This window comes from Streptomyces sp. NPDC055632, assembly GCF_053618675.1.
Map to the genome: position 1 here is coordinate 104,688 of NZ_JBSHHY010000012.1, position 14,815 is coordinate 119,502.

General features: G+C 74.6%; 12 protein-coding genes. 11 read left to right on the forward strand and 1 reads right to left on the reverse strand.

Annotated features, from left to right (window positions below; genetic code table 11):
• The first annotated feature begins 15 nt into the window (after positions 1 to 15).
• The 6 genes from ACWGSR_RS17895 to ACWGSR_RS17920 all read left to right on the forward strand — a co-directional run bounded on the left by ACWGSR_RS17895 (position 16) and on the right by ACWGSR_RS17920 (position 8,829).
• Positions 16 to 2,868 (forward strand): lantibiotic dehydratase, encoded by a 2,853-nt coding sequence (locus ACWGSR_RS17895; RefSeq protein WP_453567381.1) that lies wholly within the window; start codon positions 16 to 18, stop codon positions 2,866 to 2,868.
• Complete coding sequence (locus ACWGSR_RS17900) at positions 2,856 to 3,989, forward strand: lantibiotic dehydratase C-terminal domain-containing protein (RefSeq protein WP_376244105.1); 1,134 nt, start codon at positions 2,856 to 2,858, stop codon at positions 3,987 to 3,989. Before ACWGSR_RS17895 ends, ACWGSR_RS17900 begins: the two co-directional genes overlap by 13 nt.
• A gap of 56 nt (positions 3,990 to 4,045) precedes the next feature.
• Positions 4,046 to 5,110, forward strand: a complete 1,065-nt coding sequence (locus ACWGSR_RS17905; RefSeq protein ID WP_453567469.1) for a metalloprotease — start codon at positions 4,046 to 4,048, stop codon at positions 5,108 to 5,110.
• A 70-nt stretch (positions 5,111 to 5,180) separates the two neighbouring features.
• Positions 5,181 to 6,146, forward strand: a complete 966-nt coding sequence (locus tag ACWGSR_RS17910; RefSeq protein ID WP_453567383.1) for an ATP-binding cassette domain-containing protein — start codon at positions 5,181 to 5,183, stop codon at positions 6,144 to 6,146.
• Entirely contained in the window at positions 6,143 to 6,898 is a 756-nt protein-coding gene (locus tag ACWGSR_RS17915) for an ABC transporter permease (protein WP_376244099.1), read from the forward strand. The genes ACWGSR_RS17910 and ACWGSR_RS17915 overlap by 4 nt, the downstream gene beginning before the upstream one ends.
• Entirely contained in the window at positions 6,895 to 8,829 is a 1,935-nt protein-coding gene (locus ACWGSR_RS17920) for a TOMM precursor leader peptide-binding protein (RefSeq protein WP_453567386.1), read from the forward strand. The genes ACWGSR_RS17915 and ACWGSR_RS17920 overlap by 4 nt, the downstream gene beginning before the upstream one ends.
• Positions 8,830 to 8,856: 27 nt before the next feature.
• Here ACWGSR_RS17920 and ACWGSR_RS17925 read toward each other — a convergent pair whose 3' ends face one another.
• Positions 8,857 to 9,966 (reverse strand): hypothetical protein, encoded by a 1,110-nt coding sequence (locus tag ACWGSR_RS17925; protein WP_453567388.1) that lies wholly within the window; start codon positions 9,964 to 9,966, stop codon positions 8,857 to 8,859.
• Positions 9,967 to 10,179: 213 nt separating this feature from the next.
• Between ACWGSR_RS17925 and ACWGSR_RS17930 the strand changes: the two genes are divergently transcribed.
• The 5 genes from ACWGSR_RS17930 (at position 10,180) to crcB (ending at position 14,802) form a co-directional block, all read left to right on the forward strand.
• Entirely contained in the window at positions 10,180 to 10,596 is a 417-nt protein-coding gene (locus ACWGSR_RS17930; protein WP_376244090.1) for a CBS domain-containing protein, read from the forward strand.
• Between the two features lie 51 nt (positions 10,597 to 10,647).
• Positions 10,648 to 11,586 (forward strand): RNA polymerase sigma-70 factor, encoded by a 939-nt coding sequence (locus ACWGSR_RS17935; RefSeq protein ID WP_453567390.1) that lies wholly within the window; start codon positions 10,648 to 10,650, stop codon positions 11,584 to 11,586.
• Between the two features lie 103 nt (positions 11,587 to 11,689).
• Positions 11,690 to 12,436 carry an SDR family oxidoreductase gene (locus ACWGSR_RS17940; protein WP_453567392.1) on the forward strand — a complete coding sequence of 249 codons (747 nt, stop codon included), beginning with the start codon at positions 11,690 to 11,692 and terminating at the stop codon, positions 12,434 to 12,436.
• Positions 12,437 to 12,831: 395 nt separating this feature from the next.
• Positions 12,832 to 13,983 (forward strand): S1 family peptidase, encoded by a 1,152-nt coding sequence (locus tag ACWGSR_RS17945; RefSeq protein ID WP_453567394.1) that lies wholly within the window; start codon positions 12,832 to 12,834, stop codon positions 13,981 to 13,983.
• Between the two features lie 315 nt (positions 13,984 to 14,298).
• Positions 14,299 to 14,802 carry a fluoride efflux transporter CrcB gene (crcB, locus tag ACWGSR_RS17950; protein ID WP_453567396.1) on the forward strand — a complete coding sequence of 168 codons (504 nt, stop codon included), beginning with the start codon at positions 14,299 to 14,301 and terminating at the stop codon, positions 14,800 to 14,802.
• Positions 14,803 to 14,815 lie beyond the last annotated feature (13 nt).

Consider the following 14,815-nt stretch of genomic DNA (forward strand, 5'->3'; position numbering starts at 1 on the left):
CCCGGAGGATTCCCCATGACACGCACAGAGTCCGGCGCCACGGACGCCCGGGACGGGACCGAGGCCCACTGGGAGCCCGGCAGGCGCTTCGTGCTCCGCGCGGCCGGCCTCCCGGTCGAGACGGTCCACGGGCTGCGCTGCCCCGGCACGCGCCGCTGGGCCGACGCCGTACTGGACGAGGAGGAGCGCCTCGCCGCCGAGGGGGCGCGGCTCAGCGACCTCCTGCACGCCCTGGTCGGGTCGACCGCCGCACCCGGGGACGGGGACGCCGGAGTGCGTCGCGCGCTGCTCGGCCTGCGGCGGCGGATCTTCAACAACCGGCTGCCGGCCGATCCGGACTCCGCCGCGCGCCTGGTGGCGGAGCTCGACCCGGAGGCCGGCGAGCGGACCGCGCGGTGGCTGCGGGACCGGGCGCGGCTCGCGGAGCTGACGGCCGGCGGAGCGGAGCTGCTCGACGGCGAACTCCGCCAGAGCCGGGGCGCGTTGCGGCGCGCGCTGTCCGAGGAGCGGCTGCGCCGCGGTCTGCTGCTCGCCTCGCCCGCCCTCGACGCGCGCCTCGACTCCTATCTGCGCGACACGAGCCCGCGGCCGGGCAACCGGTTGCGCAAGATCGAGCGTTCCGCGCTCGCCTACCTCTACCGCACGGCCTGCAAGACCAGTCCCTTCAGCACCTTCACCGGCGTCGGCCTGGCCTCCTTCTCGGGCGATCCGGCGGACGACCGCGCCGATCTGCGGGTGGGCGAGGAGTGGGCGGGCCGCGTGCGGCTCAACGTGGTCGTGCTGACCCGGCTGACCGAGCTGATCACCGGCGATCCGGAGCGCCGCCGGGACCTGCCGGTGGTCCTCTCGCAGGGCTGGGAACGGGACGCCGACCGCATCCGGTACGTGCGCCACGAGACGACGGCGGGCGACGACGGGGCCGCCGTCACCTTCGACGCGGTCCGGGACCGGCTGTTCTTCCTGCGCGGCAGCGGCACCCTGGACCGGCTCCTGGAGTGGCTCGGCGGCCGGGACGGGAAGGTGCGCCACCGGGACCTGGTGGACTGGCTGGAGGCCGAGCACGGGGCCGGCCGCGAGGAGTGCGAGCGGTACGCGTCGGCCCTCCTGAACGTCGGCATGGTGCAGGTCCCGGTGCTCCGCACGGACGTGCACGGCGGCGATCCGCTGCGCTCCTACCAGGACGCCCTGCGTTCCCTCGGCGTGCCGTGGGCCGACCGGCTCGCGGGTCTCCTGGACGGCCCGGCCGACTGCCTCGCCCGCTGTCCGGGGGCGGACGCCGACGAGCGGCGCGCCCTGCTGGGCACCCTGCGGAGCCTGCTCCAGGACGTGCAGCGGGAGCTGGGGGCCGCCGAGCCGTCCCTGCCGCAGACGCTGGTGTACGAGGACGTCGACGCGGGCGGCGATCCGGTCTGCGGGTCCGGCGTGCTGGGCGGGGAGACCGGCCGGGCGCTGCGGGCCGTCGAGGGCGTGCTGCCGCTCTTCGACCTGACGCTCCCGCAGCGGATCACCCTGCTCGGCTTCTTCGTCGCCCGCCACGGGCGCGGCGGCCGCTGCGCCGACCTGCTCGGCCTGGTCCACGACTTCCACGAGGACTTCTTCGACCAGTACGTGTCCTTCACCTCCCGGCGGGTCGCCTTCGACGAGGACGGCGCGTACCGGCCCGAGGAGAACTGGCTCGGGCAGGAGGAGATGCGGACCCTCGACCGGGCCCGCCGCCGCTTCCACGACGGCGTGCGCGCCCTGTGGGAGCGGGAGGTGGACCGGGACACGGAGGAGGTCGAGCTGCCGGGCGGACTGCTGGCGGAGACGGCCGGGGAACTCGCGCCGCTCACCGGGCACTTCGTCCCGCAGAGCCACCACCTCCAGCTCTCCCGTCCCGCCGGGGGCCGGCCCCTCGTCGTGCTCAACAAGTCGTACGGCGGCCTCTCCTTCCCCTTCAGCCGGTTCACCCACCTGTACGACGGGGCCGGGACGTCCGGCCCGGGACTCTCCGACGCCCTGCGCGCGGAGACGGCGGCGCGGCGGCCGGAGGGGGCGGTGTTCGCGGAGGTCACCGGAGGGCCGGTCAGCAGCAACCTGAACCTGCACGGGCGGCTGACCGACCACCAGATCGTCTGTCCGGGCGAGACCAGCACCGTGCCCGAGGAGGCCCGGATCCACCTGGACGACCTGTACGTCGAGCACGACGAGGCGGCCGGGCGGCTGGTGCTCCGTTCCTGGCGCCTCAACCGCGAGGTCGTGCCGGTCTACCTCGGCTACCTCGTGCCGATCGCGCTGCCCGACATCCCCCGCACCCTGCTGCTGCTCTCCCCCAGCACCATGGCCCCCTTCGACGTGTGGGCGGGGGTGCCGGAGGGCACGGCCGTGGACGGGGTCACCCGCAGGCCCCGGATCCGGCACGGGGACGTGGTGGTGGGCCGGCGGAGCTGGACCGCGCTCGCGGAGGTCCTGCCGGTCCGGCGCCCGGGGTCGGGCGAGGAGGAGCACTATCTGGACTGGCAGCGGTGGCGGCGGGCCCACGGGCTGCCCGACCGCTGCTTCGCCACGGTCTCCCGGGCGGACCGGGGGCCGGTCGGGGCCAAGCCCGCGCACGTCGACTTCGACAGCCCGCTCTCCCTGGCCGCGCTCGACGCCCTGGTGGAGCGGAAGCCCGGTGTCCGGGTGGTGTTCCAGGAGATGCTGCCCGCCGAGGACGGGCTCCACGTCACCTCGGAGCGCGGCCGGCACGTGGCCGAGCTCGCCGTGGAGACCTTCACCACCCGCCCGGCCCCGCGGCACCGGCCCGCCGACCGGTCCCGTACCGCTTCCCCGTCCCGTCCCGTTCCTTCGTCGTCCGGCCCGGAGGTCGCCCCGTCATGCCCGAACTGACCGAGCCCGCGGCCTTCCGTCCGGCCCCGGAGGGCGGCGGCCCCTCCCCCTGGCTGGCGCTGCACGTCTTCTACGCCGCCAACCCCCGCCCCCTCCTGGTCGACTGCGTCCGCCCGCTGGTCGACGGGCTCACCGGGGACGGCCTGCTGGCCGGGCACTTCTTCATCACCTACTGGCTGGAGGGGCCGCACGTGCGGCTGCGGCTCCGCCCGAGCGGCCCCGGCGCCGAGGCGGAGGTGCGCCGGCGGGCCGAGGAGGCGATCCAGGACTTCCTGAGGTCCCGCCCCGCCCTCTACGAGGTCGACTCGGGCTTCCTGAAGGACTTCTACAACTCGCTCTTCGACATCGAGTTCCCGGGCGGGGACCGGGCCCGGTACATGGGCCCGGACGGGCGGATGAACCTGCGGCCGAACAACTCCTTCTCGTACGAGGTGTACGCCCCCGAGTACGCCAAGTACGGCGGCCCCGCCGGGGTGGAGCTCGCCGAGTGGCACTTCCGGCACTCCAGCGACCTGGTCCTGGAGGCGTACCGGAGCATGAACCTGCACCTGCGGACGGTGCTGCTGGGGACGTCCGCGCAGCTCATGATGGTGATGGCGAGCTGCTTCCTCCCCGAGGAGGAGCGGCTCGCGGACTACCTCGACTCGTACTACGCCTTCTGGCACCGGCTGTTCCCGGGGACCGGCTTCATCGGGTCCACCGAGTACGAGCGCACGTACGAGCGGATGGCGCCCGCCCTCGGGGCCCGGTTCGCGCGGATCAGGGAGGCGGTGGCGGGCGGCGATCCGTCCGGGCTCCCGGTGTTCCTGCGCCGCTGGGCCGAGCACTGCCTGGAGCTGCGCGAGCGGGTGGTGGACCTCGCCGGGCGCGGCGAACTCGCCTTCCCCGCCTGGGAGGGGCCGGCCCGCGAGGACACCGGCCAGGAGCGCGCCGAGGACCCGGACGCGGCTCCCCTCGTGCCCGTCACGCACGTGCCGGCGGTGCTGCCCCGGCTCCTCTCGCCGTACATGCACATGACGAACAACCGGCTGCACGTGACGATCCGGGACGAGGCGTACCTGTCGTTCGTCCTGGGCAGGGTCCTGCGGGAGGCCGACCACGGGAAGCGGGGCGTCTCTTGAGCGCCGTCGACCGAGCGAGCGACGACCGTTCCGCCGCGCGCGCCTACCGGCCCGCGATGCGGCCGGGCGTGCTGGTCGGTCCTGCGGTGCTGCGCGGCCCGCGCACCGTCCACCTCGTCAAGCACCCGGTGAGCGGCGCCGCGTTCGAGGTCGGGCCCAGGGAGCACTTCGTCATCGGGCTGCTGGACGGCACCCGGGACGTGGACGACGTCGTGGCCGCGTACGCCGAGCGGTTCCGCCGCCGGCTCCCCGAGGAGCAGTGGACGCGGCTGCTCGGGCTGCTCGGGGCCCGGGGGCTGCTCGCCGGGTCCCCGGATCCGGACCCGCCGGAGCCGCCGCCCGCCCGTACCGGCACCTTCTGGAAGGGCAGCCGGCGGACCGTGGCCGACGCGCACGCGACCGCCGGGCGCCTGCACCGGCTGCTGTCGCCGCTGCTGCGGCCGTGGGTCCAGCTCCCCCTGGCGGCGGCGTCCCTGCTGATGACCGTCGTCGTGCTCGCGGATCCGGCGGCGCTCCTCGACGGCCTCGCGGCCCTGCTCGCCCGCCCCCCGGTCCTCGTCCCGTTCGCCGTCCTGCTCTGGTTCAGCGTCTGTCTGCACGAGCTCGCGCACGGCGTCGCGGCCCGGCACTACGGCGGGGTGGTCACCGAGATCGGGCTGCGCTGGCGGTTCCCGGCGATGATGATGTACTGCACGGTCGACAACTACCCCTTCCTGCCGGGGCGTCGGGCGAAACTGGTGGTCGCGGCGGCCGGCGCCCACGTCAACCTGCTCCTCCTGCTGCCCCTCGCGCTCTGGTGGGCGCTCCTGGACGCGGCGGACCCGGCGCGGCCGGTGCTCACCGGGATGCTCTTCGTGGGGATCGTGCAGGCGCTGGGCAATCTGGTCCCGCTGCCGCCGCTCGACGGCTACCGGATCCTCAGCCACCTCCTGGGCACCACGCACCTCGCCCCGGAGACCCGGACCTATCTGGCGCTGCGCCGGCGGGGGCGGGAGGCGGTCGCCGCCTATCCGCCGCGCGCCCGCCGCGTCCACACGGCCTACGCCGTCGCGTCGGTCGCCCTGGTGCTGCTCGCCGCCGGCGGCACCTGCGCGGTCGTCGTCCTGCTGCTGCTCCGCTGACACGCCCGCCCCTGTCCACCACGCCCCCGCTCCCGCGGAAGACCACGAGATCCACGAATGAGGTACTTGGATGAGCTCCTCCTCCCCCACCCCCGACCCCGCCGGGCCGCCCCCGGCCGTCGAGGTCACCGGCGTGACCAAGAGCTACGGCGGCCGGAAGGCCGTCGACGGGGTGTCCCTGGGCATCCGGCGCGGTGAGTTCTTCGGGTTGCTCGGGCCCAACGGGGCGGGCAAGTCCACCCTGGTGGAGATCATGGAAGGGCTGCGCAGGGCCGACTCCGGCACGGTCTCGGTGTTCGGCGAGCCGCCCTGGCCGCGCAACACCGCCCTGCTGCCGCGCATGGGCGTGCAGACCCAGTCCTCCGCGTTCTTCGTGCGGCAGACCGTCCACGAGCACCTGCGGACCGTCGCCGCGCTGTTCGGGGCGGACCGCGCGGCCGTCGACGCCACCCTGGAGTCCGTGGGGCTCGGCGGGCGGCACGGCGTCCGGGTGGACGACCTCTCCGGCGGGCAGCGGCAGCGGCTCGCCATCGCCTCGGCGCTGGTCCACGGCCCCGAGCTGATCTTCCTGGACGAGCCGACGGCCGCGCTCGACCCGGAGGGCCGGCGCGATCTGTGGGAGGTCCTGCGGGGCCTCAAGGCGGCGGGCCGGACCATCGTCTACACCACGCACCACCTGGACGAGGCGGAGGCGCTCTGCGACCGCGTCGGCATCCTGGTGGCCGGCCGGCTCGTCGTCACCGACGCGCCGCAGCACCTGATCGGCACCTTCGGCGCGAGGAGCCGGCTGCTCGTCCCGCTCGGCCGGATCGACGAGGAGCGGGCCAGGGCCCTGCCGGGCGTGGACGGCGTCGCCGTGCAGGGCGGGCACCTCGTCCTGGAGACCCGCTCCACCGGCAAGGTGCTCTCCGCCCTCGACGCCGTGACGGGCCTCGACGGCGTGCAGACCCGTACGCCCAGCCTCGAGGACGTCTACCTCGAACTCACCGCCCGGCGGGACCCCCTCGCCCCGAACACCCAGGAGCAGCAGGCATGAGCGCCTACTCCGCGCTGACCGCGGCGGGCTACCGCGCCCAGGTTCGGGACAGGACGACGGTCTTCTTCACCTTCGCCTTCCCACTGCTCTTCCTCGTCGTCTTCGGGCTCGTCTTCCGGGGGAAGGCCGTCGAGGAGAGCGGGTTCTCGTACCTCTCGTACACCGCTTCCGGGGTCCTCTCCTGGGGCGTCGCGAACGCCGCCGTGTTCGGCATCGCGTTCACCCTGATGCAGTGGCGCGCGGACGACATCCTGCGGATGATCCGGATGTCGCCCGCGCCGCTGTCCTCCGTCATCGGGTCCCGCTACGTCCTCGCGCTCGGCGTGGGGCTCGTGCAGTCGGTGCTGTTCGTCGGGGTGGCGATGCTCCCGGGGTTCGGGCTCGTGCCCGCCTCGCGGTGGCCGCTGCTGGTCCCGGTCCTGGTCCTGGGCATCACGACCTTCCTGCTGCTCGGGGTGATCATCGGCAGCATCGCCGACACCCCGGAGTCGGTCGCGGGCATCGCCAACTTCCTGATCCTGCCGATGGCGTTCCTCTCCGGGTCGTTCTTCCCGCTCGACTCCATGCCGGAGTGGCTGCAGAACGTCTCGCGGGTGCTGCCGCTGCGCTACCTCAACGACGCGGTGTCGGCCGCCCTGACCGGACGCGGCGACCTCTCCGACATCGGGGTGGGGTGTGCGGGGCTCGTGGTGTTCGGCGTGCTCTTCGGGGCCGTCGCGGTGCGCTTCTTCCGCTGGACGAAGAGCTCATGACCGCCGTCGCGCTCCCGCAGCCGCTGGCGGAGGCCCGCGACGCCCTCCAGGCCTTCCTGGACGGGCGGTTCGGCGCCGGCGCGCCCCGGGTCGTGCCGGTCGGGGCCGTCGGTGCCGGGGGCGGCCGGGCCCCGGACCCGTGGGCCGCCGAACGGCCGGCGGCCCTCGTCCACCTCAGCGCCTCGGCGGTGCTGCTCGGCCCCTGGGGCGGCGACGGGAGCGCGCCCGCCTGCGGCCGCTGCCTGGCCCTGCGGTGGCAGCGGCTGCGCAGCCGGAGCGAACGGGACGCCCTGGAGACCGGCGGCCCGGACGGGCCCCGCCCGGCCGCCGCCTGGCCGCCGCTGACCGGGCACGTGCACGACACGGTGGCCGCGCTGTGCGAGGCCCTGCTGCGCGGGCCGCTCCCGGCGCCGCCCGCCGCGCTCCCGGCGGACCGCGCCCTGCCGCAGGTGACCCGGGTCGACCTGGCGAACCTGCTCGTCAGGACGTACCCGCTGCTCGCGGACCCGCTCTGCCCGCACTGCGGTCCGGGAGGACGGGACGGCGACCCGCCGCTCGACCTCGTACCGCGTCCCAAGCCGGATCCGGACGGCTACCGGCTGCGGTCGGCCTTCTCGTACCCGCTCCCGGTCGACGCCCTGGCCAATCCGGTCTGCGGCGCGCTCGGGGCCGGGACCTGGACGGACGTCACCTCGTCCACGACCGCGCCGGTGGCCGGGAGCGTGTTCGTCCGGGGGTACGCGGGGCTCCACGACGTGACCTGGAGCGGGCAGGAGAACTCCTTCGCCACCAGCCGCCGGCTGGCCTTCCTGGAGGGGTTGGAGCGGTACGCGGGGACCCGCAGGCGCACCGGCCGGGCGCCGGTCGTCGCCGCGTACGACGCGCTGGGGGACGAGGCGGTCGACCCGGCGGTGTGCGGTCTGTACGCCCCGGAGACGTACCGGGACGATCCCATGGTCAGGCCCTTCGACCCCGGTCGGCCCATTCCCTGGGAGCGGGGCCGGTCGCTGCGGGACGGGCGTCCGGTCCTGGTGCCGTCGCGGCTGGTGTACTACAGCATCCCGACGGCCGACGACGACTTCGTCTTCGAGTGCTCCAACGGCTGCGCCATCGGCGGCTGCCTGGAGGAGGCGGTCCTGGGCGGTCTGCTCGAACTCGTCGAGCGGGACTCCTTCCTGAACGGCTGGTACGGGGCGGCCCGGCTGCCCCGGATCGACCTGGCGACGGTCGGCGGTCCCACGGTCGCCGCCATGGTGGAGCGGGCCGCGCTCCAGGGCTACGACGTGCACGCCTTCGACAACCGGATCGACCTCGCGGTCCCGGCGGTCACGGTGGTGGGCGTGCGCCGGGACGGCGGTCCGGGCACGCTGTCCTTCGCGGCGGCGGCCTCGCTGGACCCCCGGTCGGCCGTCGAGGGCGCCCTGTCGGAGGTGCTGAGCTACATCCCGCACCTGGCCCGCCAGACGGCCGAGCGCCGGTCGGAACTGGAGGCGATGGCCGACGACTTCTCCCTCGTACGGCACCTCAAGGACCATCCGCAGCTCTACGGGCTGCCCCGGATGTCCGCGTACGCGCGCGCGTACCTGGAGCCGTCGGAGGCCCGCCCGTTCGGCGAGGTCTACGGGGAGTGGGAGAGCGGCGGGCGGCCCCGCACCGGGGACCTGCGGGACGACGTGGCCGTGGTCGTGGACGAGCTGGTCGGGGCGGGCCACGACGTCGTGGTCGTCGACCAGACCACGCCCGAGCAGGAGCGGGCGGGGCTGCGGACGGTCGCCACGGTGGTGCCGGGGCTGCTGCCGATCGACTTCGGCTGGAACCGGCAGCGGGCCCTGCTGATGCCCCGGCTGCGCACGGCCCTCCGCCGGGGCGACCACCGGTCCCACGACCTCACGGACGCGGAGCTCCTGCGGGCTCCGCACCCGTTCCCCTGATCCGCCGGCCCGGTCGCCCGGCAGACCCTAGCGGGCTGTTCCGTGGGAGCGGGCCGTGGCAGTGGCGGAGGCCCGGGACAGCTTCACCGCCCTGCCCCGGGCGGTCTCGAAGGCCGCCTTCGGGTTCCCTTCCCTGCGCCAGGGCTCGGCACCGCACCACGGACCGATCAGACGGAACTGCTCCAGGGCGGGCCCGTACATCCTCGACCGGAGCATGTAGTGCGCGAGGAGGTGGCGCAGGGCGGGCAGGCGCTCGTCGTCGGGGTCGACCTCGGCGAACGAGGCCGCGACCCGCTTCAGGTGTCCCCTCACCAGGGGCGTGGAGGAGAGCGCGGTGGCCGGACGGCCGGCCAGCTCCTCCAGTGCGTGCAGGTACATGCCGGTGAGCGGGCTGCCCTGCGGGGCCTTGCGGACCGCCTCCCGGGCGAAGCGCATCATCAGCCTGTCGCTGCCGAACCACTTGGCGCACCAGTACTGAAGGGCCTGCCAGTGCCCCTCGTAGTGGTGCGGCGCCCGGGCGACGAGGCCGTCCCAGAGCGGCCGGAACCGGGCACGTCCGTACTGTGCGCCCCGGGCGGCGGTGACCATGACGACCCAGGGGCCCGGGTGGGCGGGGTCGAGCAGCGCGGCCCGCTGCGCCTCCTCGATCGCGGCCGGGAGCATGGTGCGGAAGCGGTTCATGCTGTCCGCCGAGACCTCGTGGGCGAAGCCGCTGCCCCGGATCTCCCAGGCCCGCTGGACCATGATCCGGACGTGGAGGGTCGCCGCGTCGCAGTTCCCGGGCTCGGCCGCGCGCCACGCGTCCAGCCAGGCGTCGTCCTCGCGGGCGATCTCCTGGAGGAGTTCGGTCCGTGACCAGCGCTCGTCCCAGTCGTCGCCCGCCGCCCGGACGTAGGCCTCGGCGGCCCGCCAGTCCCCGTTCCACGCGGCGTCGGCCACGGCCTGCCTTTCCTGACGCCGGTGCGGCGGCGGGGGCGGGCCGGGACGGCTGGAGTCGAGCTGTTCGCGGGGGGCGAGTCCGTAGTCGGAGGCCACGAAGTGCTTGCGGACCCAGCGGTCGGCCAGGTCGGGAACGATGACACAGGGGTAGAGCCCGCAGAGAAGCACGCCGGTCAGGACGGCGAGGGAGATCGTCACGACCGGGATCATTCCTCACCCGGTCACTCTCAGCAATAACAAAGGCCAACGATATGACGAGGTCAGGGGCGGGACGCACGGGAATCGGCACCCCGCGCCCGGCCCCGTGTTTTCCCCCGGAGACGTAGGGCAGGCGCTTTCGTGCCGGTACTTCCGCCGACATTTCCGTCAGTGCTCCTACGTGCTCCCGAGGAAGGGACCCAGGCGATTCCCATGACCACAGCACGCGAGATGATGACGCCGGACGCGACCTGCGTGAAGGCGAGCGAGACCGTGCGCGACGCCGCGCGGAAGATGGCCGAACTCGGCGTCGGCGCCCTGCCGATCTGCGGCGCCGACGAGAAGCTCAAGGGCATGCTGACGGACCGCGACATCGTCCTGAAGGTGGTGGCCAAGGGCCTCGACCCGGCGGAGTGCCGGGTGGGCGACCTCGCCCAGGACGAGATCGTCTACGTGCGGGCCGACGCCGAGGCCGACGAGGTCCTCGACGTCATGAGCGAGCACAAGGTCCGGCGCGTGCCCGTCATCGACAGCCACGTCCTCGTCGGGATCATCGCCCAGGCCGACGTGGCCCGCGCCCTGCCCGACCGCAAGGTGGGCGACCTGGTCGGGGCCGTCTCGGCGGACTGACCGAAGGCACCGCACGACCCCGTACGGCAGGCCCTGTGGCAGGCTGGCCGCGTGACCTCGGAGACCGCACAGCCCCTCGCCCCGGACGACGACGCCGACGTCTCGGCCGCCGAGTTCACCGTCCACCGGCCCAGGATGTTCGGCCTGGCCTACCGGCTGCTCGGCTCCGCCGAGGAGGCGGAGGACACGGTGCAGGACGCCTATCTCCGCTGGAGCGGAGCCGACCGCGCGGCCATCGCCCACCCGGCGGCCTGGCTCGCCACGGTCGTCACCCGCCTCAGCCTCAACCGGCTCTCCTCGGCCCGCGCGAAGCGCGAGGAGTACGCGGGACCGTGGCTGCCCGAACCGGTCTTCACCCGCGACGGCGCACTCGGCCCCCTGGAGTCCGCCGAGCGGCGCGACGCCGTCTCGACGGCCCTGCTCGTGCTGCTCGAACGGCTCACCCCGACGGAGCGGGCCGTCTACGTGCTGCGCGAGGCCTTCGCGTACACCCATCGCGAGATCGCCGGGGTCCTCGAACTGGGCGAGGCCAACTGCCGCCAGGTGTACGGCAGGGCGGTCCGGCGCCTGGAGCGGCCCGAGGCGCGTTTCGCACCGGCGGAGGAGCAGCGGCACCGGCTCGTCGAGTCCTTCGTCTCCGCCGCGCGCGAGGGCGATCTGGCCGGCCTGGAGCGACTGCTGGCCGAGGACGTCGTCTGGTGGAGCGACGGCGGCGGCAAGGTCTCGGCGGCCCGGCGCCCGATCGTCGGCCGGGACGCCGTGCTGCGCTTCCTCGCGGGCGTCGCGCGGCGGGCGGAGGAGGGCACGGAGGTCGCGCTCGCCGAGGTCAACGGGGCGCCCGCGCTCGTGAGCCACCGGGAGGGGAGGCTCCTCGCCGTCACCGCCTTCGAGGTGCGCGACGGCGCCATCAGCCGTGTGAGGGCCGTGACGAACCCGGACAAGCTCGCCTTCGCGGGCCGGCAGCTCGCCGGGGGAAGCGTCCTGGGATGAGGACGCGCGGGGCCGGCTGTCACATTTCCGGGGGCCGGCCGGTTCTCAGCTGACGACACGCGTTCCACCGGGGAGCGCGCACCCTGCGGAGGGAAGAAGCACGATGACCACGATCCTGGTGACCGGGGGTACGGGAACGCTCGGACGGCTCGTCGCCGAGCGCCTGCGCGAGGACGGCGCCGAGGTGCGGGTGCTGAGCCGCCACGCGCGGCCGTACGCGGTGGACCTGCGCGAGGGCACGGGCCTGGACGCGGCCGTCGAGGGCGTGGACACGGTGGTGCACTGCGCCAGCACACCGCGCGGGGGCGACGACCGGGCGGCGCGCCACCTGATCGAGGCCTCGCGCCGGGCCGGGGTCCGGCACCTGGTCTACATCTCGATCGTCGGCGTCGACCGGGTGCCGCTCGGCTACTACCGGACGAAGCTGGCCGTCGAGAAGATGATCGAGGGGTCCGGGCTCGGGTGGACCGTGCTGCGGACCACGCAGTTCCACGACCTGGTGGTGGAGTTCCTGCGCAACGCGGCCAGGGTGCCGGTCGTGCCGCTTCCGGCCGGCGTCTCGGACCAGCCGATCGAGGTGGCGGAGGTCGCCGCCCGCCTCGCCGAACTCGCGGCCGGGGAGCCCGCGGGCCGGGTGCCGGACATGGGCGGCCCGGAGGTGCGTACGCTCGCGGAGCTGGCCCGGACGTACCTGAACGCGATCGGCCAGCACCGCCGCCTGCTGAACGTGCCCCTGGCCGGAAAGGCCTACCGGGGGTTCCGGGCGGGCGGACACCTGACGCCGGAGCGGGCCGTGGGCAAGGTGACGTTCGAGGAGTTCCTCGCGAAGCGCCTTCCGCGACGCGGCTGACGCGCGCCCGGGGCGCACTCGGCCCCGCACACCGACAGGGCCCGGTCCACCGGGCCCTGTGGCACGACTCCGAGGGAACGGGCCGCCGGACTACCGGTGGCCCGTTCGGGCGTTCGGGCGTTCGGGCGTTCGGGCGTTCGGGGGCGAGCGTGGCCGTCACCGCAAGGCCGGCACTGCAAGGCCGGCACCACGCGGTCGGCACCACACGGTCGGCACCACACGGTCGGCACCACACGGCCGGCACCACGTGGTCGGCGTCCGGGACCGTCACCGCGAGACCGGTGACCGCTGGCGTGTTTTTGGTATGGACCTGCCAAGTCAATGCCGCTAGCGTAACGGCCGATGCTCCGTGAGAGCGCTCTCAAGCGTTCTACACCCCCACACCAGGAGGCTTCGTGAAACGCACCACTCCCCTGGGCTCCGCCCTCGCGGCCCTGTTGCTGGCACTCGGTCTCGGCGCCGCCCACGTCGGGGCCGCGAACGCCGCTCCGCTCCCCGAGCCGCCCGCCGCCCCCTCCGCCTCGGCCGGACTGCTCGACGCCCTCCAGCAGGACCTCGGCCTGACCCGGCCCCAGGCCGAGGAGCGGCTGCGCGCCGAGAAGACCGCGACGGAGGTCGAGAAGGCCGCCCGTCAGACGGCCGGAGGCGCGTACGGAGGCTCGTGGTTCGACTCCTCCTCGGGGCGGCTCGTCGTCGCCCTCACCGACCGGGCCGAGGAGGCCGAGGTGCGCGCGCTCGGCGCCGACACCCGGGTGGTCCGCCACAGCGCCGCCGCCCTCGACCGGGCCAAGGCCCGCCTCGACGGGCTCTCCGCGCCGAAGGGCGTGGCCGGCTGGCACGTCGACCCGAGGACGAACAGCGTCGCCGTCACGGTCGTCCGGGCCGAGCGGGACGTCCCCGCCGTGCGCGCCTTCGTCGAGAAGGCGCGGGCGAACGGGCCGGTCACCGTCACCGAGACGGCCACCGCGCCCCGCACCTACGCGGCGGGGACCGTCGGCGGCGACCCGTACTACACCGGCAACGTGCGCTGTTCGATCGGCTTCTCCGTGCACGGCGGGTTCGTGACGGCCGGTCACTGCGGCCGGGCGGGCGCGGCGGTGCGCGGCTGGGACGGCTCGGCCATGGGCACCTTCCAGGGCTCCTCGTTCCCCGGTGACGACTACGCGTACGTGAGCATCCACAGCGGCTGGTGGACCGTGCCGGTCGTCCTCGGCTGGGGCGTCACCCCGGACCGGCTGGTGCGCGGCTCCGCCGAGGCGCCCGTGGGCGCGTCGATCTGCCGCTCGGGCTCCACCACGAAGTGGCACTGCGGCACCGTCCTCGGCAAGAACCAGACGGTCAACTACAGCCAGGGCGCCGTGCACCAGATGACGAAGACCAGCGTCTGCGCGGAGGGCGGCGACTCCGGCGGCGCGTTCATCAGCGGCGACCAGGCCCAGGGCGTCACCTCCGGCGGCTGGGGCAACTGCTCCTCCGGCGGCGAGACCTGGTTCCAGCCCGTGAACGAGATCCTCGGCCGTTACGGCCTCACCCTGCACACCGCCTGACCCGCCCGACGGGAGCCGGTGCGCGGCCGTTCCCGGCGGCCGCGCACCGGCGCTCCCGCGTCCCTCCCCGTTCCTCACCGGTCCCGCCCCGCAACGGTTCCTCCCCGCCCCGCGCCGGTTCCTCCCCGCCCCGTGCCGGGCGGCGGTGTCCCGGTGACGCCCGTTATCCTGGAGACGCGACCGTCCCCCGGGCCGTCGCGCGGCGGTGGGGCCCGCCGTACCCGAACCGCGGCACGCGCTGTCGCCAACGGTCCCTACTCGTGACCCGTCCCCGCCCGCATCCGCGCGAGCGGGGGACCACGCGTAGGGAGAGGCATGCGTTCCGAAGAACCCCCGCAGACCACGGCCTCCGAGCCGGTCGATCCCGACGTCACTCCCGCGGACGTACGTCGGCGCCGGGCGTCCCGGCGTGCGCGCCACGGCACCCTCGCGGTGGTCGCGGTCGTCGCGGTGGGCGGCTCGCTCGGCGCCCTGGCCCGTTTCGGGGCGTCGCTGCTGTGGCCCACGCCCACGGGCGCCTTCCCCTGGACGACACTGACGGTGAACGCCGCCGGCTGTCTGGTGATCGGCGTCCTCCTCGTCGCCGTCACTGAGGTCTTCACGGCCCACCCCCTCCTGCGCCCGTTCTTCGGGACCGGGTTCCTGGGCGGGTTCACCACCTTCTCCACGTACTGCGTGGACATCGAACGCCTCGTCGACGCGGGCCGCGCCACCACGGCGCTCACGTACCTCGTGGCGACCGTCGCCGCCGCGACGGCGGCGGTGACCGCCGGTGCGTTCGGCACGCGCCGCCTCCTGTCGCACCGGAGCACGTCATGACCTTCCGTACGGA

Excerpts from the sequence above, each read along its gene's own strand:
- ACWGSR_RS17895 (WP_453567381.1), top strand. The coding sequence starts at position 16 with ATGACACGCACAGAGTCCGGCGCCACGGACGCCCGGGACGGGACCGAG.
- ACWGSR_RS17900 (WP_376244105.1), top strand. The coding sequence starts at position 2,856 with ATGCCCGAACTGACCGAGCCCGCGGCCTTCCGTCCGGCCCCGGAGGGC.
- ACWGSR_RS17905 (WP_453567469.1), top strand. The coding sequence starts at position 4,046 with ATGCGGCCGGGCGTGCTGGTCGGTCCTGCGGTGCTGCGCGGCCCGCGC.
- ACWGSR_RS17910 (WP_453567383.1), top strand. The coding sequence starts at position 5,181 with ATGAGCTCCTCCTCCCCCACCCCCGACCCCGCCGGGCCGCCCCCGGCC.
- ACWGSR_RS17915 (WP_376244099.1), top strand. The coding sequence starts at position 6,143 with ATGAGCGCCTACTCCGCGCTGACCGCGGCGGGCTACCGCGCCCAGGTT.
- ACWGSR_RS17920 (WP_453567386.1), top strand. The coding sequence starts at position 6,895 with ATGACCGCCGTCGCGCTCCCGCAGCCGCTGGCGGAGGCCCGCGACGCC.
- ACWGSR_RS17930 (WP_376244090.1), top strand. The coding sequence starts at position 10,180 with ATGACCACAGCACGCGAGATGATGACGCCGGACGCGACCTGCGTGAAG.
- ACWGSR_RS17940 (WP_453567392.1), top strand. The coding sequence starts at position 11,690 with ATGACCACGATCCTGGTGACCGGGGGTACGGGAACGCTCGGACGGCTC.
- crcB (WP_453567396.1), top strand. The coding sequence starts at position 14,299 with ATGCGTTCCGAAGAACCCCCGCAGACCACGGCCTCCGAGCCGGTCGAT.